The 23,163-nt window shown below is 60.5% G+C and carries 11 protein-coding genes and 2 pseudogenes; 9 read left to right on the top strand and 4 right to left on the bottom strand.

Features of this window, described 5'->3' with window-relative positions; all coding sequences use genetic code 11:
- Positions 1-2 precede the first annotated feature (2 nt).
- The 6 genes from scpB (AC0L17_RS29015) to AC0L17_RS28990 all read left to right on the top strand — a co-directional run bounded on the left by scpB (AC0L17_RS29015) (position 3) and on the right by AC0L17_RS28990 (position 13,509).
- Positions 3-758, top strand: a complete 756-nt coding sequence (gene scpB / locus AC0L17_RS29015) for an SMC-Scp complex subunit ScpB (RefSeq protein WP_473518302.1) — start codon at positions 3-5, stop codon at positions 756-758.
- A 262-nt stretch (positions 759-1,020) separates the two neighbouring features.
- On the top strand, positions 1,021-2,589 hold the full coding sequence (locus AC0L17_RS29010; RefSeq protein WP_473518301.1) for an ATP-binding protein: 1,569 nt from the start codon (positions 1,021-1,023) through the stop codon (positions 2,587-2,589).
- Complete coding sequence (locus AC0L17_RS29005) at positions 2,576-4,597, top strand: Druantia anti-phage system protein DruA (protein ID WP_473518300.1); 2,022 nt, start codon at positions 2,576-2,578, stop codon at positions 4,595-4,597. The genes AC0L17_RS29010 and AC0L17_RS29005 overlap by 14 nt, the downstream gene beginning before the upstream one ends.
- 85 nt (positions 4,598-4,682) lie before the next feature.
- On the top strand, positions 4,683-10,841 hold the full coding sequence (locus AC0L17_RS29000; RefSeq protein ID WP_473518299.1) for a DEAD/DEAH box helicase: 6,159 nt from the start codon (positions 4,683-4,685) through the stop codon (positions 10,839-10,841).
- Positions 10,841-12,562 (top strand): NERD domain-containing protein, encoded by a 1,722-nt coding sequence (locus AC0L17_RS28995; protein ID WP_473518298.1) that lies wholly within the window; start codon positions 10,841-10,843, stop codon positions 12,560-12,562. Before AC0L17_RS29000 ends, AC0L17_RS28995 begins: the two co-directional genes overlap by 1 nt.
- Positions 12,559-13,509, top strand: a complete 951-nt coding sequence (locus AC0L17_RS28990; RefSeq protein ID WP_473518297.1) for a hypothetical protein — start codon at positions 12,559-12,561, stop codon at positions 13,507-13,509. The genes AC0L17_RS28995 and AC0L17_RS28990 overlap by 4 nt, the downstream gene beginning before the upstream one ends.
- Here the strand turns inward: AC0L17_RS28990 and AC0L17_RS28985 are convergent.
- Both AC0L17_RS28985 and AC0L17_RS28980 read right to left on the bottom strand, forming a co-directional pair.
- The gene (locus AC0L17_RS28985; RefSeq protein WP_473518296.1) at positions 13,475-16,348 is read right to left on the bottom strand and encodes an SNF2-related protein; all 2,874 of its coding nucleotides are present in this window, start codon (positions 16,346-16,348) and stop codon (positions 13,475-13,477) included. The two genes, AC0L17_RS28990 and AC0L17_RS28985, sit on opposite strands and share 35 nt — an antisense overlap.
- Complete coding sequence (locus AC0L17_RS28980; protein WP_473518295.1) at positions 16,345-18,432, bottom strand: hypothetical protein; 2,088 nt, start codon at positions 18,430-18,432, stop codon at positions 16,345-16,347. Before AC0L17_RS28980 ends, AC0L17_RS28985 begins: the two co-directional genes overlap by 4 nt.
- A 1,485-nt stretch (positions 18,433-19,917) precedes the next feature.
- Between AC0L17_RS28980 and scpB (AC0L17_RS28975) the strand changes: the two are divergent.
- The 3 genes and pseudogenes from scpB (AC0L17_RS28975) to AC0L17_RS28965 form a co-directional block, all read left to right on the top strand.
- Positions 19,918-20,243, top strand: a pseudogene (gene scpB / locus AC0L17_RS28975) (SMC-Scp complex subunit ScpB); the annotation flags it as partial.
- 698 nt (positions 20,244-20,941) lie between these two features.
- Complete coding sequence (locus AC0L17_RS28970) at positions 20,942-21,514, top strand: mobilome CxxCx(11)CxxC protein (protein ID WP_473518294.1); 573 nt, start codon at positions 20,942-20,944, stop codon at positions 21,512-21,514.
- A 9-nt stretch (positions 21,515-21,523) separates the two neighbouring features.
- Positions 21,524-21,709: a hypothetical protein gene (locus AC0L17_RS28965; protein ID WP_473518293.1), complete on the top strand. Its 186-nt coding sequence runs from the start codon at positions 21,524-21,526 to the stop codon at positions 21,707-21,709.
- A gap of 151 nt (positions 21,710-21,860) precedes the next feature.
- Here the strand turns inward: AC0L17_RS28965 and AC0L17_RS28960 are convergent, their stop codons facing one another.
- Together AC0L17_RS28960 and AC0L17_RS28955 are read right to left on the bottom strand one after the other, a co-directional pair.
- Positions 21,861-22,136: a condensation domain-containing protein gene (locus AC0L17_RS28960; RefSeq protein ID WP_473518320.1), complete on the bottom strand. Its 276-nt coding sequence runs from the start codon at positions 22,134-22,136 to the stop codon at positions 21,861-21,863.
- Positions 22,126-23,086 (bottom strand): annotated as a pseudogene (locus tag AC0L17_RS28955) (Tn3 family transposase); the annotation flags it as partial. The gene AC0L17_RS28960 and the pseudogene AC0L17_RS28955, both read right to left, overlap by 11 nt.
- Between the last annotated feature and the right edge of the window lie 77 nt (positions 23,087-23,163).

Genomic DNA, 23,163 nt, shown 5'->3' with positions numbered 1-23,163 from the left:
CGATGAGCGAAACCTCTGTCCGCCGCAAGCCCAACGATCAGCCGGCGCTGCTCGACACCGAACTCGAGCACCTGCCGCCAGAACTGCGCTGGCGTGAATGGATGGGCCGCGTCGAAGCGGTCATTTTTGCCGCCAGCGAACCGGTGACACGTAGTGTCCTCGCGCGGGTGGTGGGGAAGAACTGCAATATCGAGCTGATCATCGACGACATCCGCGCCGAGCTCGCCGGCCGCCCCTACGAGCTTGTGTCGGTAGCCGGCGGCTGGCAGCACCGGACCAAAAAGGTTTTTGGCGACGTCATCCACGCCGCATTCGGCGCGGCCGGGCAGGGGGCGAAAGAATTGTCGCAGTCCGAGGCGCTCGTGCTGATGTGCATTGCCTATTTCCAGCCGATTACGCGCGGCGACCTGTCTTCTTTCTTCGGCAAGGAGGTGTCGCGCGACCTGATCGGCGTGCTGCGCGCTGAGCAGCTGATCGCCTCGGGGCCGCGTAGTCCGCAGCCGGGGGCGCCCTATACCTACGTGACGACCAAAAACTTCCTGTCGCAGTTCGGGCTCGACACGCTGCGCCAGCTGCCGGATTTCGAGGCGCTCGAGGACGCAGGGCTGCTGTCGAAGGAGAAGCTGCTGGCCGGCGGTATTCCAGCCGGATTGGCTAACGGGGAGGGCGAGGACGATGTCGTCGAGGACCAGGTGTCAGCGGGCGTTGCCGTGTTGCGACCGCAGAGACAGGCGATCACTCAGGACCAGGACGACTGATCGTGCGGCAGCCGGTGATCGAGATCGTGAACCGACATGATCGCCATCGACAAGATTGGCCGGAAAGATCACCGGGTCTGGTCGGGCCGCGGGCTGGCTTCCGCCGCGCTGTTGCCCACGAAATCCTTCTTGCGAGGCAACGCGCCACTCTATTTTCGAGCGAGCCGATTGGCACATGGCAGGTGATCGATACAATGCACTCCAACTACTCAATGCATTTCGTGCTGCTGGCGCATACGGCGGGGCAACTCGGGGGAGGGACATGGACAGCGAACCGACAACTCGCAAAGTTATCGCGGAGCAACAACGTTACACCGAACTCAAAGCGCGCGACCAAAACCTGAACCTGTTCGTTCCGGAAGCTTTCGTCCGCGGCATCCGGCACATCGGATACAAGAGCAATCTGGAGGCGATTGCGGAACTCGTCGACAATTCCATCCAAGCCTATTCGGAGCGGGTAGATCTGCTTTTCGATTTCGCGAGCGATGGCTCGACCGCTAAGCCAAGCCAACTCGCGATTGTCGATGATGGACATGGAATGGCGCCCTCGATGTTACGGTTTGCCATGATGTGGGGCGGGACCCACCGAGAAAATGATCGCGCGGGTCTGGGGAGGTTTGGATATGGGCTTCCCTGCGCGACCGTCAGCATGGGGCGCCGTTTTTCGATTTATTCCAAACTTGAACGCGGCGGCACCTACGCTGTCACACTTGATCTCGATCTGCTCGATAACGACGCGTATCGGAACGCCGATAACGAGTTGGAAATCCCGCCAGCGCGTCAGTCACATTTACCCGACTTTGTTGCCAACGCACTTGCACAAAGCCACCCGGGCGGATGGAAGTCCGGAACGGTCGTGGTCATAGACAAGCTGGACCGCCTGGATTGGACCACGGCTGCGGGCCTGCGTCGCAATCTCGTCCGGCATTTCGGGGTCGCCTATCATAAGCTCCTTCGTGCGACGTCGATCTACATCGATGGGGAGAGGGTGCGTCCAATAGACCCGCTGTTCCTCTCTCCTGACGCCGAACTATTCGCGCTGGACGAAGACCATGCCAACGCGCTAGATCCGGTCACCATCTCGATCGACGGTGAACTCGGTGATGCCCGCGGATCGATTACGCTGCGCTATGCGTGGCTTCCGCCTTCCTTTGGTGCGACCGACAAGGGTCGCGACGCAATCGGCATCAATGCCAACTCCCGCTTCCCCATCCTGAAGCACTATCACGGCATCATCTTCAGCCGAAATGGACGGATCGTGGACATTCAGGGGCGGACCCCATGGACCACGTTCATCAACAACGATCGATATATCCGCGTTGAGATTGAGTTTTCTGCCAGCTTAGACGAGGCGTTCGGCGTCACCACTGCGAAGCAGCAGGTGTCGCTCTCGCGCGAAATGTGGGACTGCCTACGCGCAGCCGGCTTGCCTAAGGCAATCGAACATCTGCGACATAAGGTTCGTTCTGCGAAAGCGGAGCGCGCAACTGCCTCAAGGCCTGCCGTCGCAGCGACCTCCAAGTCAGTGGTCGTTCCTCCCTCACGCACGAAACCCCAGGTAATCGAACCCGCGTCCTCGTTAGAGGTGGAAGTTCTGATTGGCCGCGTAGTTCGAGAGTTTGCACCTGAAGCCGCCCTAGATGCTCTCTTGGAGAAGATCCTTGGCCGAATGAGGCTCGGGCGCGCTGAACACGCCGCCGACTATGACAGCTTGCTAAGAGAATGGGCCTCCGACATTGGGACTGGCCACCTGCCGGCTGGCGCCGAGGCGCCGGACGTGACAATGAAGACGACTGGGCGGTCGGGGAGGGTTAGTCATGGCAGAATCTGAGGTAGATCGGTCGAATTTACGGCCTTTCACGCCGTTTCTTGCCCCAGAGGAACGTGAGGAACTCCACGAGCTTCTCAACTTTACTGGACCGACACCTCCCGGTTTCGCGCAGGGCCTTCGCAAACTTGCCCGGCGATATGTTGACGAGGGCGATAGCACCAAGCTGCGCGCCATCTGCCTTCTCGTGGCGGACCTTCTTGATCAAGGTTGGCATGTCGCTTTTGAAGGAAATGGGCTGCATTTCAAAGCGCCCGGTATTGAGACAAGCCCCGATCAAACCGTCGACGATATCAAGCTTCGTATTCGATCCGCCCTCCAAATCGCTCGCCGTCGCCAGTTGTCCGAACCCTCCGTGGCGAATTTCATCAAACGGATGGAGCGGCGGACGCCGCGACAGCCAGGCGTGCGCAGTTCTGTCCTCGACCTGATAGATGATGGGGCAGCGTTAGGAAGCGACCTGGAAGCGATCAATCAACTGCCGGCGGTCGACCGCGATGCAGCTCTCGCCCGATTGATCGATCCGGTCGTCGAGGTTTGCCAAGCGGGAGCGAAATGCTCTGAGACTGGGCTGCCACTGAACGAAATCTGGCGCTACTTCCGTCATACTTGGGCGCACGAATATCGTCCGATTCCTGGGCGTCAATTGCTGGTTCTGATCAGGAACGCTGCGCGCCCAGGGCGACGCGTCATGGGGATCGCGATGCTGGCGAGCCCCGTCATGCGGCTCTCGGCGCGAGACAACTGGATCGGCTGGCTGCGGGACTCGACGGAGACAAATCTCCGTTCCGGTCTGTGGGACTCCGCATGCCTCGCCGACGCTTTCCTTCAGCGGCTGAATGCGTCGATCGACGAGGTCCGCTGGGACGACCTGGCGCGCCCGGACGAGATCGAAAGCCCAAGCGAAAATACAATTCTGCGCCTCGAGCAAAAGGCGTCCGGAGCCGCGTACGCTCGGGATCTTGAATTGAAGGTACACTATCAAACCAGTCTTCAGGAGGGGGATCGCATCCGCCCAATGCGAGGAGCCGTCAAGGTTGCCGGGTCCGACACCGATTGGGTCAGGGCTTCCGAAGACCTGCTGTTCGTGCGGAAGAGATCGGAACTGCTCGCCCAACTGCTGTTCGCAAAGCAAATGTTTCGAGCAGCCGACCTCGCATCAGATCCCTCGGCCGCCCTGGATCAACTTCTTTCCGCAAAAAGTGGACAGCGTGCCATCGACATCGTGCTGACCGAGTTTCGAAAGGCTGGCCTTTCCAGCCGCGTGGCCGACGTGAGCATTTGTGGGGCGGTCGCTCCTTACAACGAGTTGCTTGGCGGCAAACTCGTGGCCCTCTTACTTGCGTCCAAAGAGGTCCGAGATCATTATTCCAAGCGATACAGCGGTCAGGTGAGTGTGATCGCGTCGCAAATGGCTGGACGGGCAATCTCGAAGCCTGCGGACTTGTGCGTCCTGACAACGACCAGCCTCTATGGGGTAGGATCTAGCCAATACAATCGGCTGGGCCTGCGGGCGGTCGAATACAAGGGTTTGACGCACGATCTCCGGTGGGACTCGATCGGACGGAGCAAGACAGGTGGCTTTGGCACGCTGCATCTTGGCCAAGATACCGCCCACGCCCTGCGGCTCATGGCGCAGAGCCTGCACACCTCTCGCCGCGTGAACAACCGGTTTGGTGAGGGCACAAGCCCGCGCCTGCGACAGATCAGGGAGGGGCTGGACGCGCTAGGCATCGCCAGCGATAGCATTCTCCACCATGCCACCCCTCGGCTATTCTACGCCTGCGAACTCGGTGGAACCTCGCGAAATTCGCTAATGGGCCTGGCATCGATCGAGACCCACGCCGCCTCGGCCGCTGCGATCTCGGCAGCGTGGCGGCGTCGATGGCTGGACGGTCGCGTTCGCCGCGATGCGACCATAGCTGCGGTGAAGGTCCTCGGCCCGGAAAGCGTGCAGCGCAGCTTGAACGCCGAGCCGATGATCGACCTGCTAACTGCGCTTGGCGAATAGCGACAATCGGGGTGAAATTTCTTAGCCTTAGGTGGCAAAGCATCAAAAACTAAAGGGGCCGGATAACCGGGGGATTGGGGGGCACGTGCGTACCGAAATTGAGCACATGAGGGAGGCGCTCGCTTCCTATATTGAGGCGACCTATCATCTGTCTGATCCGAAGGTCGTCGCATTGCGGCGAAAGCTGCTGACCGATCATGGTGTCGCGCAGACGCCGTTCATCGAAAGCACCCCGAGCTACGCCGGTCACCGCAAATATGTGGACCTCTCTCTGCCAAAGGGTGTGTCCGCTTTCCTCACCGACCTGGCCGAAAAGGGCGAGGATCTGCTTTTCAACCCACCGTACGAGCACCAGGCGCAGGCGCTCGAACACACGACTCGTTCGGACGCAGCAGGAAGTGGGATCGTCGTAACGACCGGCACCGGCTCCGGCAAGACTGAGAGCTTCCTACTGCCTGTGCTTGCGCGCCTCGCTGACGAGGCGCTCAACAGGAAAGCGCATTTTGAGACGCGGGCGGTGCGCGCATTACTGCTTTACCCGATGAACGCGCTGGTTAACGATCAACTGGGGCGCTTGCGAAACTTATTCGGCGCACCGTCGGTGCGACGGGCCTTCAAAAGTGCCGGCGGTCGACCGGCGAAATTCGGGCGTTACACCGGGCGCACGCTCTATCCGGGATTTCGGAGTGCGGACCGCGATCGGGAGCGTCTGAAGACACTCGGCTATTACCTGAAGATCGAAGACGCTGCTCGGGCGGGTAGTTCGAAGGATCAGGAACTCGTTGAGACGCTCCGGGCAAAAGGCCGGTGGCCGGGAAAGCCAGACAGTTTTATAGGCGCATATGACGGCCTACGGAAGTGGTACGGCAATTCGGGTCAACACTGGGAGGATGCAAATGGCCAACCCGCCCGTGCGATTGAGCAACTCGACGATCCCGAACTGCTGACCCGGCACGAAATCCAGGAGGCCTGTCCCGACCTGTTGGTCACGAACTACTCGATGCTGGAGTACATGCTCCTGCGTCCGCTTGAGCGCGAAATCTTTGGAGAAACCCGCGCCTACTTCGAGGCCCACCCTGAGGAGAAGTTCCTCCTCATTTTGGATGAGGCGCACCTCTACCGAGGCGCGAATGGCACGGAAGTCGCCTATCTCATCCGTCGGCTCCTGGACCGACTGGGACTGCCTACGTCGCGTGTTATCTTCATAGCGACGAGCGCGTCGTTCTCGAAAGAGGAGCGCGCGAAGGAATTCGTAGCCGGACTTTGCGGTCTTGAGCCTAAGGCCATCCGCCGGCTGACCGGAAGCAAACATGCTGTCGATGTGGCAGGTGCGGGGCCTGCCGACCTGGCGAACCAATTGGCCAATGTACCGCTGGATGCTCTACACTCGCCAGATCTTCGGGAGCGCTCCGGCGTCGTCGCACCGTTAGCGTCGGAGCGTTCCGACCTATCCGGCAGCCGCGTTACGTTAAAGAGAATCGACAGCGGCCCCGAGGCTGCATCGGTTACGATCGGTGGGCTCGATCTCCGCGGCCGTCGCCTCGAGGAAGCCGTCGTTGTCGAACGTAGGGGAGAAGCGAATTCTCAAGAGCCGTTCCTCATTGTCGATACGGTTTTGTCCCCCGGGGGACGGGTCAGCGTGGCAAGATGTTATCCCCTAGGCGAAGCGGATGCCGAAGGCTTTCGCAATACCGCGGACGATCTGCCAGCAGCTCTTTACGAGATTTTGGCGCCTCTTCCGGTCGTTGGTCGCCTCCGGAATATCACGAGCGGTGCCGAGAATCCCGCTGACCCCGTCGACGTGCCGGGCGCCGCATGGGCCGTGACAGAGTTGCCCGGCGCTCTTTTTACCCACACCTCGAACGGCGTCGCGGCGACCGATGCGCTGCTTGAATTGGCATCGCTCGCCAAGCCTGCGCCCGACAAACCGCCGCTGCTGCCCGCTCGTGTCCACATGCTCTTTCGCGGTCTGCCCGGCTTGTGGGCTTGTGCCAACCCAGATTGCGACCAGATCGACGCTGCTTATCGTGGGGGGCCGACGGGGAAGCTATACTCCGAGCCCCGCCGCAGTTGCGACTGCGGATCGCAGGTCCTTGAACTTCACAGTTGTCGGTCGTGCGGGCTATCGGTCGCCCGCGCTAACATAGGAGCACCTGCGGGCACGGAGCATCTCTGGCAGGACAACGGCTATGCCTATGCCGGTGACACAGGTTTGATCGAGCCCGTCCACGTTTGTCTCGAAAACCCGAAGCCACAAATGGCGGGGACGGTCCGGCCCGTGTACCTCGATCTCGCAACCGGAAAGATCGACGGTGGTGGCACGTTCGTTCGAGAGGTGTGGCTCGCGCCGCTTCTCGGCTCGAAGCTATTCGAGAAATGCCCGCGTTGCGGCGCTAATTGCGACCCGTCCTCCTCGAACGGAATTTCTGATCTTCAGACCAAGGGCGAGCAACCCTTTCAGGAACTGATCTCGGTTCAGGTGCTCGAGCAGCCGCCGAGGCCCGATAGCGATACGCCTCTTCAAGGGCGAAAGGCGCTGGTGTTTTCAGACGGCCGCCAAACGGCGTCCCGCTTGGCCGGTACCCTAAAAACCTTTTCCTTCCGCGACAGTCTTCGGCCGCTGTTGCTGGCGGGCATGTCCGCCTTAAAGCAACCTGCGTTCATCCCCTCGCTCGACGATGCGCCTCTCGCGATCGCGCTTGGGGGCGCCCGTCACGGGGTACGGTTGCGTCCAAGTGGTGCTGAAGACGGCCGGATGGATCGGGCGGGGCGGCACGCCGTCGGCTTAATCGGAAGTCCCGACGCGGACGCCGAAGATTTCCGGCAACTCACCAACCAAACCTGCGCTGATACACCGCTCTCTGTATTTCAGAGCATCTACGCTGTGCTGCAGGACGAGCACACGGGTATCTTCCCCCTCGCCCTCGCAACCCTAAAAGCAAAGTTGACCAAGATCGAGGCGGACAAGCTGAATGCGGCCGTCGCGTTGCCAACGATCCCCGGGCTGAGTGATGAAGCGGCGCGTGCGGCCCTTGTCGAGCTCTGGCTTTGGCAGGCCCTGCACAAGCACGCGATCCGATTGCGCGACACGCCTGACAATGTCGAAACGGGCCGCGGATCGTCGGGCATCCGCGCGTGGAATGGCAAATTCTCCAAGAAGTTTACAACGCTGCTTGAAGCACACGGCCTCAAGCAATGGCTGAAAGGCGATTTTGCCAGTTCGGTCGGCCCAGCGCTGCGCGATGTGTTTTCGCCGAACGTTACCGGTGATTTCTATGTGCAGGGCGCCAAAGTCGCGCTTGAGCTGAACCCCGCCACTCAGTGGATTCGCTGCGAGCGCTGCACGACGGTATCGCCACGCAACGCCTTGATCGGCGACCGCTGCACGAGTTGCACCGGAAACGCGGATCCAATCGATCCGGCGCACGATCCGGTGTTTCGAAGCAGAAAGGCGTTTTTCCGTAGGCTATGGGAGAGGCTGAGCGATCCCGCCGACGGTTATGCTCCACATCAACTGATTGCCGAGGAGCATTCGGCCGCTCTCAACGATAGCGGCATGGCCAACGCAATGTCGCGAAACGAGGCCTACGAGCTTCGATTCCAGGATATTCCGATCGAGCAAGATGGGCAGGTGGGTGCGCCCATCGATATCCTGAGTTGCACTACCACGATGGAGGTTGGCATCGATATTGGCGGGTTGACAGCGGTCGCCCTCCGGAACGTCCCGCCGGGACGAGCGAACTATCAGCAGCGCGCCGGTCGCGCCGGCCGACGTGGTGCCGGGCTTTCGACCGTCATTATGTTCTGCGGCGCGGACAGTCACGACCAGACCTATTATCGCGACCCTGGACCGATCGTGGCGGGGCCGGCGCCAGACCCGATCCTCAATCTCGACAACGTGGTTATTGCGAAGCGCCAAGCGTTCGGGTTCTTGATCGGCCGGTTCCAACAGGATCGGATCGATGACGTCTCTAGTGCCTCGGACGTCTTTTCGTCTCTTGGCTCCGTCTCCGATTTTGTGAACGGCGCTGAGGACAGCTTTTCCCTGGCCGGGCTGCGAGCCTGGCTGTCGTTCAATCAGGAATCGCTTGAAGCCGACATCGAGCGTTTATTCGCACAATCCTGCCCAGCGCTTGACGCCAAGGGTGTGCTCGATGACCTTCCGCGAGTACTCGAGGAGGCTCTCATCAAACCGGATGAGGAAATCCCGGCGGAGCCCGTAACCGCGTCTGACGTGGACGATGATTATTCCGATGAGATCTTGGAGGATGGGAGCGAAGAGGACGTTCCTCCCATCAAAGATGGGCGTCTCCTCGATCGGTTGTTCGCCGAGGGATTGCTCCCCAAATATGCGTTCCCGACAGATGTCGCCGCTTTCAGCGTATTTGAGGACGACACCGATCCCTGGCGCCCCAAGCGTCGATATTCACCGCAACAAGCGCTCAACGCGGCGCTTAGTCAGTATGCGCCAGGTCATGAGGTCTGGGTCGATGGTAAGCGCTTCCTGTCCCTCGGCATTTACGCCGAGCGTGATAGTGACAGGCTCGACGCCTACCGTGCTCGCAAGCTTTATTATCAGTGCAGGGTTTGCAACTACGCCGATCTGTTGGATTGGTCCGACGGCTATGTCGACCAGACCCGAGACTGTCCGGCCTGCAGCGGCCGGGCGACGTTGGGGCCGGCACGGCGCTGGGTTCGGCCGCCCGGCTTCTCGCATCCTCCGACCATAACCGCGCTCCCTCCGGATTTCGACGCCGGGATGCGTCTCCGCCCAACAAAGGCGACTCTCGACTCCATGACATTCACGCCGGGCTCGCGCATCGGTGGCGCGACTTGGCCGCTCGGGACGAGTTGGGAGGCATGGAGCGAGAGCAAGAATCTCGTCGTCACTAATCGCGGATCGCTTGATGCGGCGAATCCGGCATTCAACTACTGCACGCAGTGCGGCCGGATTGAGCCTGCGAATTTTGATCCCACGATGCGACAGCTTTTCGGCAAGCAGCCGCATGACAGGCCACGCCCCAGGCGCCCCAAGGAGCCCGAACAGTGTACGGGCTCGGTGCTGAAGATCGTCCTTGGGAATGAGTTTAGGACTGATGTCGCAGTGTTTCGCCTGGGGCTGCCGGTCGGCTGGCGGTTTGATCCGGATCGGCCTTCCACCGTCATCGCAGCGCGATCAGCGGTCGAAGCTCTCCGCCGCGCGGCTTGCCAACTCGAAGATCTTGAGCCCAACGACATCGATGGGGACTTCCGGTTTGCTCCAGCGAGCGGCGATCAACAGTTCATGGATCTCTATCTCTATGACCAGGCAGCCGGCGGCGCCGGCTTCGTGAAGGCAGCCTCCAAAGACCCGAACCGGTTGGCCAAACGTGCAATCGAACTGCTCGATGACTGCACCTGCGACGATAGCTGCTACCAGTGCCTCCGGTCGTACAAGAATCGGTTCGACCATGCGATGTTCGATCGCTTCATCGGCGGTGATCTGCTCAAGGCGTGCTTCGGGGGACAACCGCTCAGCATTGCTGCCAAACGTGAAGACGAAGCGCTCGATCGGCTGGGTCGCGACCTCCTGGAAAGCGATGCGAAGTTTACCCGCGTCGACGGAGGACTCGTCGAGGAAGGTGGCCGGATAGTCTGCCTTTCGCACCCCTTCATCGATGGCGAGCCGTGCTCGTCGCGAGCTCAAGCGCTCGCCAATGGCCAGGTGGTGGCGGCCGTCGACATCCTGATGGTTCTGCGCGCCCTACCGATCGCCACCAATATCGCGCTTGTCAGACCAGTAACGACAAGCACGAACACGCTCGCCTTCGACCCCAACGGGACGCCTGAGCTTGATGCATCGATGGTCATCGCCGGCAATCTAGCCGGCGATTCCGGAACGCCAAAATATGCAGTCGCTGGTGCGGAGACTAACGACCTGCTTTTCCGGATTGGAGGAAATATGCTCAGCGGCAAGAATGGGGATGGTCAAGGTAGCGCAGTGCAGAGCGGTGCTCCCTGTCTGTTCAGACCTTCAAGCGACGCACCCGGAAAAACGGACATCTGTCTGCTTCGCCGCACCGATGGAAAGGCCTTCGGATCGACGAGTGCCGAATGGACCGTTGGCATCCTCCAGCCTGCAGGCACCGACGGTATGCGCATCCGGTATCGTGCGGCTTCTCAGCATATGGAATGCGTGAGTGAACTGGTAGTGCCTGCGACTGCGGTCGAAGTGCTTGCTCGATTTGTGAAGGTTGTTGGTTGATGGCCTTGTTCATCCCGCCAATCAATCCGGAGACGATCGAGCACGGATCAGAGGCCGACGTCGCGCGCGCAATGCAAGCCAGCCTCGGGGCCGGCTTTATCGTCATGCATTCCCTGCCATGGGCAAATCCTGCCCGCGACGATCTCGCCGCGCCGGCTCGCGAGGGTGAGGCCGATTTCCTGATCCTTCACCGTCAGCACGGTGTGCTCGTTCTGGAAGTCAAGGGCGGCGAAATCGAGGTTAGGCAGCGTCGTTGGTTTCGGCGCAAGAAGAGTGGTGTCGAGGAAATAAAAGATCCGGTTCAACAGGCGTCTCGAAGCAAGTGGGCTCTGAGGAAGCGTGTCGAACTGATATGCGGGAGGGCTCTCGTCGAGCGCGTGACCTGGGGCACGGCGGTTGCTTTCCCCCACTGCGTGTTCAAGGGCGAGGCACCGACAGATCTTCCGATCGAGGCCGTGCTCTCGATCGACGACATGGCCGACCTCGAGGCGGGATTGACGCGGGTCTATAAGGCCAACGGTGCCTTCAAACCCGAACTCTCGATTGAAGGTCTCGAGGCGGTGCGCAAGGCGCTAGCGCCAGAGTTCCGGATCTACGAACCGCTCAGTGTAAGTCTGTCCGCCAATGAGGCGACGCTCGCCCGACTGACCAGTCAGCAACTTCAGGTCTTGCGCGGGTTCGAGACCAATCCTCGTGCGATCATCGAAGGCGTCGCCGGATCCGGCAAAACGCTCTTGGCCATGCAGCGCGCACGGTCGTTTGCGGGCGCGGGCCACAGAGTGTTGTTTACCTGTTTCAACTCCGAACTCGCGAAGTGGATTCGGGAGGAGTTCGCCGACGAACTCGTCGAGAATGGGGGCCGCATCAGGGTTGAGAACTTCCATCGCCTCGCGGCCGACCTTTGCCGAGAGGCTGGTATCGAATTCAATGCGAATGCCTCCGAGCCGCAGAAGTGGTGGGACGAACTGGTGCCCGATCTGCTCGCGCAGGCGGCAATGGACCTCTATAGCGATGGACTGCCGTTTACTGCACTCGTGGTCGACGAGGCGCAGGACTTTTCGCCCGGCTGGTGGGACGCGCTTGAGTATCTCCTCGAGGAGAACGGTCCGGTTTGGGCATTTCTTGATACAGCGCAGAGCCTACGTCGCGAGCCGGTGGATCCGCCCATTAAGGGTGCGTTCCGCTTCCGGCTAGACATCAACTGCCGGAACACGCGCCGAATCGTCGCCTGCGCCACCGCCGCGACCAACATAGCCTCCCTACCTTTCGAGACGGCACCCCTCGGGAGGCCTCCGAAGATCATTACTCCTCCTAACGCCGCATCAATCGCCGGACTGATCCAGGGAGAACTGCGTTCGCTATTGAAAGAGCACCGGCTCACCTCGCGTCAGATCGCCATTCTCGGTCCAGCGGCTAAAGGAAAGGGTCCACTCGCAAACGTCCGTGATGTTGATGGGGTGGCGCTTGTCGAAGACGCCGGGACCTGGCGCGAGGGCGGGGGTGTCTTGGTAACGACCGCGCGCAGCTTTAAGGGGCTTGAGGCCGACTTGGTCGTGCTTGCCGATTTTTCGGGGCTCGGTGGCCTGTTCACGGTTTGCGATCTCTATGTGGCGCTGACGCGTGCTCGCTCGCATCTGATCATAGTGGCGCACGACCGATCGTCGCGCGAACAACTGGATGATGCGATCACGGCGGCTGTGGCCCTCGGCTCCGACGAATGAGCAAGAGTTCACTATGGGCGGAAGTCCTGTACCTCGCCACCGAAGAGGCATTGCCAGGCAGCGTATTAAGGCACATCCGCGACGCAATCCGGGAGGGGGGGTATGTCAGTCGCGGCCGCATCACCAGCGGGATAAAGGAGGCTTATCGCCCTCTGGGCATTGCCGAAGACACTTTGCGCGCAGCGATCGACGACGCGATCGGCATGCTCATGCGATCTGGAGATATCGATGAACTAGCGACCGATGCCGGGCGCGGATATGCGCCGACTACTCCGCGGCGTTTGGTGTGGGGTGGCGCCGACAATGTGATACTCGGTGCGGTGGAGCTCAGTTCTAGCGATCCGATCAGGCGATTGCCGCTGGATGGGAGAATGGATTTGATCCCGACGCCTCTCCACGTCGAGGTAGGTCGACCAGCGTGGCGGGATGCCCTGGTTGAACTGGGCGGTGCGGACCAGCCCCAGGATGATGCCAAGGCACTCTGGGAGTATGCTCGAGCTCTGGCGAGTTCGGGCGAGCGGTATTCCCTCGATGAACCGCAGAACCTGGCGGTCCTGAGCGGATCGGGTGCCTACTTTGGCACGCCGGACGGCCCGAGCGGGCGGTGGGCTCGGGCCGACGTTGACGGATGCTTTGCAGCGACGATCAGCGGAGGGTATCGGAAGCGCCGGGTCATTTTGGCGATTGAGAATGGAAACGCAACGGTGTGGGAGCCGCCGACACGGGACATCTGGCACTGGATTATCGTAGGCATCACACTAGCCGCGGGACAACCGGTCTGGGCCGTTAACCGAGAGGCTGGAACGTTCGAATTCCTCACACCGCCGCCGCGACAAGTCGAGCGAGCTGCGTTGCTGACCGGCGATCAAGTCAACGCTTGGTCCTGGCGCCTCGACGATCAAGCGCGTGGCGTCATTGAGCGCCTGCTAAGCTCTCCTCGGGCATAGTCCTGGGAACAACCCAGAAATACCGCCGCTTGCTCAACGCAGCTGCTTTCGAAACGCTACCGGCCACTCCGGTAAGCCAAGCCTTGCGCGCGGCGCTTGCCCTCTCACTGATTTCGACCGCCAGCTTTGCCCCACGCACTGCCGCCTGATTGAAAACCAGCTTCTGATCTAACGCCTCGGCACTGGCCAGTTCGGCTCGCGCCGCTTCGGCATGCTGCACCGCATCTGCGTCGGCTGCGAACAGGCGAGTCTCCATAGCGCCGTTGATGGAAACGAGCGCGCGGCCAAGCGCTTCAGACCCCCTTTTTTGCAGGTCCGCCTGTGCGGCGGCGCGAGCCTCCGCAATCTGCGGCTCGGCAAGAGATGATCGTCGTCGCGAAAGCTGGCGACCGCGCAACCGGGCATGTGACGGATCCAGGATCGAACCGGCTGCCGCCATCGCCGGTGAGAAGCTGCCCGTGTTCTCGACGAACACGTTCATCAGGAAAACGGGCGGGCAGCGGTCGAGTAGCCAACGACGGTCGGCAGCGAGCGACGCTTCAAGGGATCTTAGCGCGGTGTTTCGCGCATCCTGTTCGGGTTTCGACGCCTGCCTGTCGATCGGGGCGATGATTGCATCCAAGTCCGGCGCCAGCGCACTGGAGAGATCGAGCACTGCAACTGCGATGAAGAGCCTCCTGCTTTCCCAGGCGAGGATCGGATGACCGGGTGGGAACTCTACGACGAACTCGGTCGTGAGGTCGCTTGATATGGGCTTTCTAATGAGTGCATCGATCAATTGGTCGTGCAAGCTGCACCCATGATCGAGGAAGTGCAGGCGGCGCTTCTGGCCGTCCTTCTGCTCTACATAGGTGTTAGGAGGGCATTCAATCGCGGTCCGTTTCGCGATGAAGGCTTGCCGATGCCAGGAACCCCGGTTGTCGATGTCGGGCAGGGCCAATTCTGGTTCGCGACCATCACCTCTGTACCAGATGGTCTTGAAGCTCTGTTGGCCGTCCTTTCCGCTGCGGATGTCGAAATACTCTTCGCGCGCTAGCTTCAGAAGGACATCCAGACCTCGCTCGCGCCACTGGAACCAGTTGAGTTTTCGATCCTCGGCCTCAGCGGTGAGCGGGCACGCATAGTCGCGGTTGCGCAGACTAGCAGCTCTCTTTTCTGCGATCGTAGTACGGGGGCTAGGCGGTAGCTTGGTAGTTTTCAGCCAATCATCTGCAGTATCGCCGAGGTTGCGCGCATGTGATGTGGCGTCGCTCCAACTCGCTCCGCGATCACCTTCAGCCGCCGCGTTAATCGCCTTGCTGATAGCCTGCCATTCAGAGTCGTCCCAAACCTCGCTTCTCTCAAACACCTTCGTCGCCTCGAGCACCTCGAGGATTCGATCCTCGATTGAGTTCTCCGTCACGATGGGGGTGATGGCGATGGTTCGACTCGATGGAACCCCTCGCGTCCCCAGGCGGTCGATGCGCCCGATCCACTGCTGAATGTCCGGCGGCGACCACGGGAGCGCGAAGAAGATGATCTCGTCTGCGAACTGAAGATTGTGACCTTCACGAGCGTCGAGCGCGGCAATCAAGATATGCGCTTCCCCGCTGACGAAATCTTCGAGCGCGCCTTTGAGCAAGGCGACTTGAACTTCGAGTTCTTCGGCTGCTCGCATCACACGACGTTTTCGAGCGACCTTGGCATCGACGAGCTTTGTCAGTGCATCGTAAAGGTAATCAGTGGTGGGATTATCCTCCGCGACGATCACGACGCGAGCGTCGGGCTTGCTGGCGCGGACCTCTCGAACGTGGTCGACGAGTGCATCAAGCTTGGCGTCCCCCGGTTCGTCGCGTAGCACGGTCTCGATGCGCCGCCAGGCATCTGCAACGGCTTGCGTCCGTTTGAGCGTTGAGAGTCGTTCACGAAGCGATTGCGGACTGCGACCCGCAACTTGGAGCAGCGCGTCCCGCCTATAATCGAGACCGGCCGCTTCGGCCGCCTCAAGGTAGGCTCGAGTGGCTTTGGCGCGCTCCACGTCGCCGTCAGTAGGCGCGACTCGGATCGGTTGATAGCGGCGCTGTGGCAAAGTGTCGGGATAGTCGGTGCGTTGAGTTCGAATGAGCCGCCGGTAGAGGCCATAGCAGTCCCCGACGGCTCGACGGCGGGCGGCGTCGGCGAGTTCGCCGCGGAATCGGTCGAAGGCTGCCTGTTCGCGCTCCGAGAGTACCTCAAGGACATTGCGGCCTTCGGCCCGGGCAATTCGCGCAGCCTCCGGCTCGAGCAACTCCATAAGTTCGCCGCGCGTGCGAACCTGGTGAAGCGCCGGAGTGGCTGTCATCGCGATAACGTGCGGAATTGTGCGTGCGGCCGCGATCAGTTCATTGCGAACCGCGACCTGCAGCTTGGTAAACTCGTCGACGAGAAGCATGTCGATTCTGTCGGCAGCGATCTTTCCGCCCGCCACGATCCGGCTCGGCCGGATGAGGCGCATAAGGAGATTACTGTTGGGTCTCCCCGACTCGCCGGCTTCGATCGCGATTGCGTGGCCGCGCGCCAGCAACTCCTCTTCCCATTGCTCGACCAGGTCGTCGGGCACGACGAGCGCAACGTTGAACAGGCGGGAAGACTGCGCTGCAAGTGCGCGCATTACCATGATTGCCTGGACAGTCTTTCCAAGGCCGACCTCGTCGGCGAGCAACCAGCGACAGGCCGACGCGGTCAACATACGATGGACGCTATCGAGTTGATGCGGATAGGCGAACGCGCCCACCCCGAGCGCGCCAAGCAAAGCTTGATCGCGGTCGCAGCGACGCGCTTCGGCATGGAGGTTAAGCAGAAGCCGATTGAAATCGCTCATGAGACCGCGCCTAGCGTCGCATCCATACGGATCGCCGCATAACGGCTAGCTCGAGCGACGAACGGATCATTGACCAGCACGCGCATCGCAGCATCAAGCGCGTCGCAAGCGGCGGGGGAAAGCCACAGTTGGAGCGCGGCAGCAGCCGCTTCAGCGCTCAGTTGCCCCCGCGGCAGTGCGAAGGTGCGGGACCACGCCGCGAGATCCTCGGCCATCTCGGCAACGCCGATGTTAAAATAGAAGCGGTCGCGCAGTTGTCGCCCCCCTTCATCAGGCGCGATCAGGCGCGCGAGGCGTGATCGACAAACCCGGCGGATGGCTTCCTCCGCCGCAGAGGCCCAAGCATCTTCCGAACTACCGAAATCGCAATCATCCGGATCGACGTCAGCCAAGGAGCCACGCGCCTGAAGGGTATTCACCGCGTCGGTGAAGCCAAGATTGAGCGCGTCGTCCATCGCGTCGTCTCGCGGAGCCGGCCGCCTAAGCGGCCAGTCTGGATCGAGGTCACGGGCCCGGACCGCAAACGCCTCGGCAAAGTCCCCAGCGTAACGTTCCGGAACACCCTCGGGCAGGCTGGCGAGACCCTGCTCCAGCGCGACCAGATACAGTGCTTCGTGAGGGTCGGAGCGGGAGGATTTGTCCTCTCGCTCTCGATCGAACCACTCACGACCGCAGAGATTGTAGATCAGCGGTTCTTCGAATTGCTGCACGACTCGACTTTTCGCTGCCAGAGCTTGCAACGTTCCGCATTGTGCGCGTGACCACGCGATGCGTGCCCGCGCGAGATCTCCGCTCCCCCGCTCCCCATCGCGAAGCTGGCGTGAGCCAAAGTCATTGCTAAAGGCGGCGGCGAAATCGCCAAGATTGAAGCTTGGACTCGCTAGGAGATTCATCGGATCTGCGAAGCGACCGTCGCCGAACCGAAATACGTACCCGACGGCGCCCCGCTCGGGCCGAACGACGGCCGGCGCCGGGGCGAAGCGGTGCGGCGCGGTGGCGGGCGCGCAGGCCATACTGGCTGAGCCGTCTGCCTCGATCAGAGTTGGAGGAGTGGTTGACCAGTCGACAGCCCCCGTCGGTCGTGCGAGCGGCACTTCGATAGTGGCTAGCCGGCCAACCGAGAAACGAAGAGTACCCGCCCCACTCTCGAGGAGTCGAGTGCGGACAACGTCCGCATACAGGCCCTTCAGAAGGGGCGATTGCTGCTCGACAGTGACAGGAAGCTCAGCAAGTTCGCCGACGCTACGGAGGATGAGCTTACCATTGATTTCAAGCTCAGCTGTGAGCGGAACGGCTCTCAGCGCATGTGCGCTTTCGAGACGCAACTGCAGCCTCCGCTCTATGAGTGCAGAGAATGCTCCATCACGCTCGAGAAGCGACAACCTGATCGGAATATCGTCCGGCTCCTGGGCGTCTTCGCCGCGTACGCGAGGCTGTCCACTCATCTGCTCACCGTTGCGCAGCCGCCGAGGTTCGCCAACGTCGATTGGGGGCCCCGGCCGATAGATCGTGAAGGGTCTGTCGGGTCGAACCACGCGCTGAGGTGCAATGATCGCGTCGATCGGGTGGCGGGCCGCTAAGATGCGATCCTTGGCAGCTAATAGTCCATGGGTGCGGAGGACCGCGCGCGCGGTTTCATCTGCAAGACTCGCCTCGAATATTCGATAGCCGGCGACCGACCCGATGAAATGGAGCCGATCGAGAGAAGTAATTTCCGCGCGACAGGCAATCCATGCATGGCCGCTATTGAGATCGAAAGGCGCAAAGCGTTGCTCGCCTCGTGTGCGTTCGTCGTTTACATCGAACAGCAAAGCGTCGTTCCAGTCTATGCTGCGGCTGGCAAGCGCTGCTGCAATCGTACTGCCCTCACCAAACACGGCCCCCGCATCACGATAGGCGGCCTGATCGGCTCGAGGGATGTCCGAGTGGGTTAACGCGAAAGGGCCGTCTCCAAGGGCAGTTTCACTATGCAGGCGCGCGCCCGCCCCCCAAAGCTGCGGCCGCCAACCGGCAGCGCGCGCGATGTTCTTAGCTTCATCAACCAGTTCACCGGCCAAGGCGGGCCATGTGGCATAAAGCTTCAAGCCAGCCGACTCGCGGGTCACCTCGAGGCGCCCCGGGGTCTCTGGAGCGATTCTTCCTCCCTTATTCCGTCGGGCACGCCGGCGGGCAGCGCGAGCGGCAAAAAAAGCCTCGGACGAGTTCGTGATCGCGTCGTGAAGGCGTGAATAGCTAACCGTCGAAATACCGCCCCCGCGGTTCTCCGTGAGCAAGGCGGTCAAGACTCGTTCCGACGCCGCCTCGAAACGTAACCAATCGACCAGTCGGGCCCCTTCCGCCGCGCTCGCCCACGCTCGTAGACTAGGGAAATTGGCGCTGCGCCCGGGACCAGGAAGTGCCGCCGAGGGCGCTCTAGCGACAAGGCGCGTGACAGGTCCAATGAGATCGAGCGGCAGTAAAGCACTCGCGATGGGCCAAGACATTATGGAGAAGTGCGCGCTAAAGGCACTTTCCGAGGGCTTCGAAAGCCTAAACTTGTGCGCAGTCGCCCTGAAGACGTGACCGAACCTCGCTCGATCCGACATCGTGATTGGGACCCCAAGCGCCGCAGCAAGCTTGTTCCAGTATTCGGTTCCGACCCCCTCGAATCTAAACCCAATCTCGGCCGCGATCGCACAAAGCAGGAGCGGGCTCCTGTCGAAGAGCGTTGCCAATTGGAGGTCGGTCAAGAATGGCTGCGCTTGCTCGAAACCCTCCGGCCAAAGCGCCGCCTCGTCGACAGCTTCGACAAGTGTGACCCCTGGCACTCGCCTCTTGTTGAAGGCAACGATCGCACCGCGGAGGCGACGTTCGTAAGCGTCAATATCACCAAGCTTCACTGTCCCCCCAAGATCAGGCCGCCGACCTGTGGCACATAGGGCCACCTCGCGACACGGTTGGCAAGCAAAGTGTGATCTATATCGGTCTATGTCCCCGTTCTTTTGGTCGCGCGTAGCTGGTTGGACTAAATCTGGATGATTGAACGCTGCCCCGTGGCGATCTGAATTCGTGCGCTGACTCGCCGATTCGCTGACTGTCATTTTGTACGCAGAATTTCCTCTCTCGGCCGTCTCACGCGGACCGCAGAGGAAACCGCGCCATGACTGGCAACAGCGAAAAATCTAGGCCTAGGACTGACCATCCCGGCGCCACTGTCGCATTTCCCTATAATCGCGTGACAATGGAGCGCTTCCGGGAGAGCTTCCCGCGTGCTCGCTGGAGGGACGACCTCAAGGCCTGGTTCGTGCCGGGCAAGACTGCGGCTGAGCGGTTCAATCGCTGGCTGGACCGCGAACTCGGCGGCTCGAGCACGTACGCCGATGCTCGGGGTGGGTGTTTAAACCTCACCGATATGCGCCCTCGTTCCCGACGTTCAAGCTAGTCGTGTCGGTATTCAAAAGCCCAGTTATTTTCGACGACGTTGTGGTCACGACACCTATGCCGTAGTCAAAGCTCCAAAAAGATCGTTACCTCCTATCTTTGCCGTGGCAAACTGTAGGGGTCCGAAACGGTACCTCTTTAGCACTGCAAGTAAAGAACTGTCGCAGGCGGAGGCGCTTGTCTTGATGTGCATTGCCTACTTCCAGCCGATCACCCGTGGCGAGCTCTCGAGCTTTTTCGGCAAGGAGGTATCGCGCGATCTGATCGCCGTGCTGCGCGCGCAGGAGCTGATCGCCTCGGGCCGCGCAGCCCGCAGCCGGGCTCGCCCTATACCTATATGACGACGAAAACTTTTCTGTCGCAGTTCGGGCTCGACACGCTGCGCCAGCTGGTCGAGGCACTCGAGGACGCTGGGCTGCTGTCGAAGGAGAAGCTGCTGGCGGGGAACATTCTCGCTGGGCTGACCGGGCTCTGATGACGACGAAGATTAAGAAGATAATGGTGAGACGTTCACCGTCGTTGGAGATAAGGTACGTTGTGCCGATCGCTCCAGTTCTTGCCCCCGGCTCGCCGAAACTCAGAACAGCGAAGCATGCGGTTGATATTCAGATAACCAAATCTGCTAGCCCAAGGAGGGCGGAACCCACCGAACGCAAAAAAAGCGGGGAACCGATTGCTGGTAAACAACCTGCCGGTATGAGAGGCAGTCCTTCGGACCAGGCTCTGATCCCGCCAAATTGCGAAGGTCGAAAGCATGTTTGGGGAGAGTGGGTGGCGCCTTCCTCTACACCTAGAGGTGGGCTGCGGAAGCCTTGGGCTGTTGTGACTGTGGCGGAACAGAGCCTTGTCCGAAGGACGTGCCCTACAATGATGGGGAACATTGCCGTTGTAGGCAGCCCCCCTTGCAACGGGTTTTCCACTACGGTTCTTTTACCGTTTGCGCTGCATTTAAAATCTATCGCAATTCACACCATCATGTTACCTCTTCTCATGATCTAGGGGGGATGCATGCAATTTCCGACAGCCATTTTCCATCGAGGTGAGCCGACCCAAGGGCAAGCTAGGCCGAGCAGAAAGGTTGGACTGCGGCGCGTAAGATGGCCAGCCTAAGGTAGCCGAGTCGGCTCACAAGCTTCTCCATTCCCAATCTATAGCTTTCATCATCGAACCAGCATGATCACTGAAGATGCGATGCGCACACAAGCGTGGAATTCCGCGCTGAATTGCCATGGGACCCATACTATCTTTTCGCGCCGTCTGAGGCGGCTCAAGCTTCTTACGAAGCTGCGCGATTTCTGGGCGTTCGCAATCCCTATTATCCTTGCCGGCATTGCGGGGTCAGACGCGTTTGAGCTGCCACCAGCGTATCTGACTGCGCTCAAGGTTGGGCTCGCGTTGGCAGCAGTGATCCAGTTGCTTTTCGCTCTTTGGGCGGTGTTCAGCCGATGGGACGACGATCTGGCGTACAGCTCACGTGCAGTGCGCGATTCATATGAAATGGAGCAGGCTATCGGGGAAAACCGAGTAGACGATATTGCTCTCGAATTCAGGATGCGGACCGATCAACAAAGAATCATAGATTCCCACGACATCGAGAAGGACATAACGTCCAAAGAAAAGAACCTAGGCATGCGAAATGGCCTGATCGAGTATCGACGGTCATGTTCGGTATGCAATGAAATCCCTACTTCGCGACGTTTGCCTTGGTGGCAAAAAAACAAATGCGCCGTTTGCGGCGGAAACTAGGAGAAGAAAATGAACGAAGAACTGCGCAAGGTTATCCGCGGATATACGAAACTGTCGCCAGCGGATCGGAATGAATTTGTAAAACGGATCACGCAGCCTGGGGTTGAAACTGGCACCCTGAACGAGCGTATCGAAAAGTCTGAACAGATTGCGATGGGACCGCTTGGAAACGGCTGCCCCTGCTGCGGGCGGTGATTTTTACTGGATTTTGCAACGCCGTCCGCCCAAAAGGTGCGTCCTAAACCAAGGACCGCGACGTTGGCGCCGATTGCTTCCGGGACGGCGGCGAGATCTGAGCCTCGCCCCAGCGGGCGCTCGCAAGGGGCGGTCAACTTTCGGTGCTGATTCACAGCGCTCGGTTTTCGTACCTGGACACGAACTGACCCAGTGTGCGTGGAAGCGCGGCTCGTGGCCTGTCGGTCGGAAGGGCCAGGTCGGGTTCATGATCAACAAACTGGCTGCGCCAGTGGGCCCATATGCGTTCTTCGTCATCGCTGGCAAGCAGACGCTCTTGCCAGGCTACGAAGCCCCCGTAAGGAGCCGCGGTAGTCAGATCCGGCATATCCGTGTCGCCGCAGAACGCCTGGTAGAGCGCCCCGAACTCATGGAGGAAGGTGCGAATGCTCCCAGCTCAGCGGCGAGACGTGCTTGAGCAACTGATCCGGAGTCTCGCGATGCATTTTGCGCAAGTGGGTGACGGCCCGTTCGATGTAGACCGTATTCCGATGCACGATCGAGCTAACGACGAGGTTGAGGCCGGAGGCGCGGAACGCCTGGCTTTCGAACGACCGATCACGGATTTCGCCGCGCAGCTTCGCCCTTGTTGAGGCCAGCTTGGCACCTTCGCCGTAGCGCTGGACTCGAGTACCATTCGATCATGAAGAGCGAGCGCTCGATCCGACCGAGTTCCCGTAGCGCCCTTGCGAGCTGGCTTTCCTTCGGTGACGCGGACAGCTTCTTTAAGATCGTAGACGGCACCACCGACCGCGTCCTGATCGACGCTGCCAGATGGAGCAGATCGTCCCAATGGCCGAGAATCAGAGTGGTGTTGATCGGCGCCCCGATGTGGTTCGACAGCGCCGGATACGCATCGCCCTTCTCGAACATGTGGAACTTCCGATCTTTGAGATTGCGCAGTCGCGGTGCGAACCGCTTGCCGATCAGAGCGAACAGCCCGAAGACGTGATCACTCGCACCGCCCGTATCAGAAAAGTGTTCCTGGATGTCGAGGACCGTGTCCTGATCGAATAGCCCATCGAGCACATAGGCCGCCTCGCTTTCGGTCGGACTGATGGGCAGAATGCTGAAGTAGCCATACTGATCAGAAAGATGGCTGTAGAATTTCGATCCGGGTTCGCTGCCATAGTGCAGATTGACGTCACCGCGCTTTGCGGCGCGGTAGCTCGCGCGGAAGAATTGGCCATCGGACGATGAGGTCGTTCCGTTGCCCCACAGTCGAGAATGCAGATGTCGGGTGTGCGCATCGGTGATGCATGCTTGCGCCGCGCAATAGATCTCCGACCGGGCATGGAACGTGCGCATCCAGCCGATCTGGTGAGCGCTGATCCCTTTTTATGCGTCGGGCGAGATTATGTGGCGGAGCCGCCCTGACCCCTTTCGGGCCGGCCAAACCCAGCTTGCCTCCGCCA

The sequence above is a fragment of the Mesorhizobium sp. WSM4829 genome (genome assembly GCF_055811475.1).
This window is presented reverse-complemented; position numbering and strand designations above follow the sequence as displayed.

Coding starts and splice junctions, on each gene's coding strand:
- scpB (WP_473518302.1), top strand. CDS start 3: ATGAGCGAAACCTCTGTCCGCCGCAAGCCCAACGATCAGCCGGCGCTG.
- AC0L17_RS29010 (WP_473518301.1), top strand. CDS start 1,021: ATGGACAGCGAACCGACAACTCGCAAAGTTATCGCGGAGCAACAACGT.
- AC0L17_RS29005 (WP_473518300.1), top strand. CDS start 2,576: ATGGCAGAATCTGAGGTAGATCGGTCGAATTTACGGCCTTTCACGCCG.
- AC0L17_RS28995 (WP_473518298.1), top strand. CDS start 10,841: ATGGCCTTGTTCATCCCGCCAATCAATCCGGAGACGATCGAGCACGGA.
- AC0L17_RS28990 (WP_473518297.1), top strand. CDS start 12,559: ATGAGCAAGAGTTCACTATGGGCGGAAGTCCTGTACCTCGCCACCGAA.
- AC0L17_RS28985 (WP_473518296.1), bottom strand. CDS start 16,348: ATGAGCGATTTCAATCGGCTTCTGCTTAACCTCCATGCCGAAGCGCGT.
- AC0L17_RS28970 (WP_473518294.1), top strand. CDS start 20,942: ATGATCACTGAAGATGCGATGCGCACACAAGCGTGGAATTCCGCGCTG.
- AC0L17_RS28965 (WP_473518293.1), top strand. CDS start 21,524: ATGAACGAAGAACTGCGCAAGGTTATCCGCGGATATACGAAACTGTCG.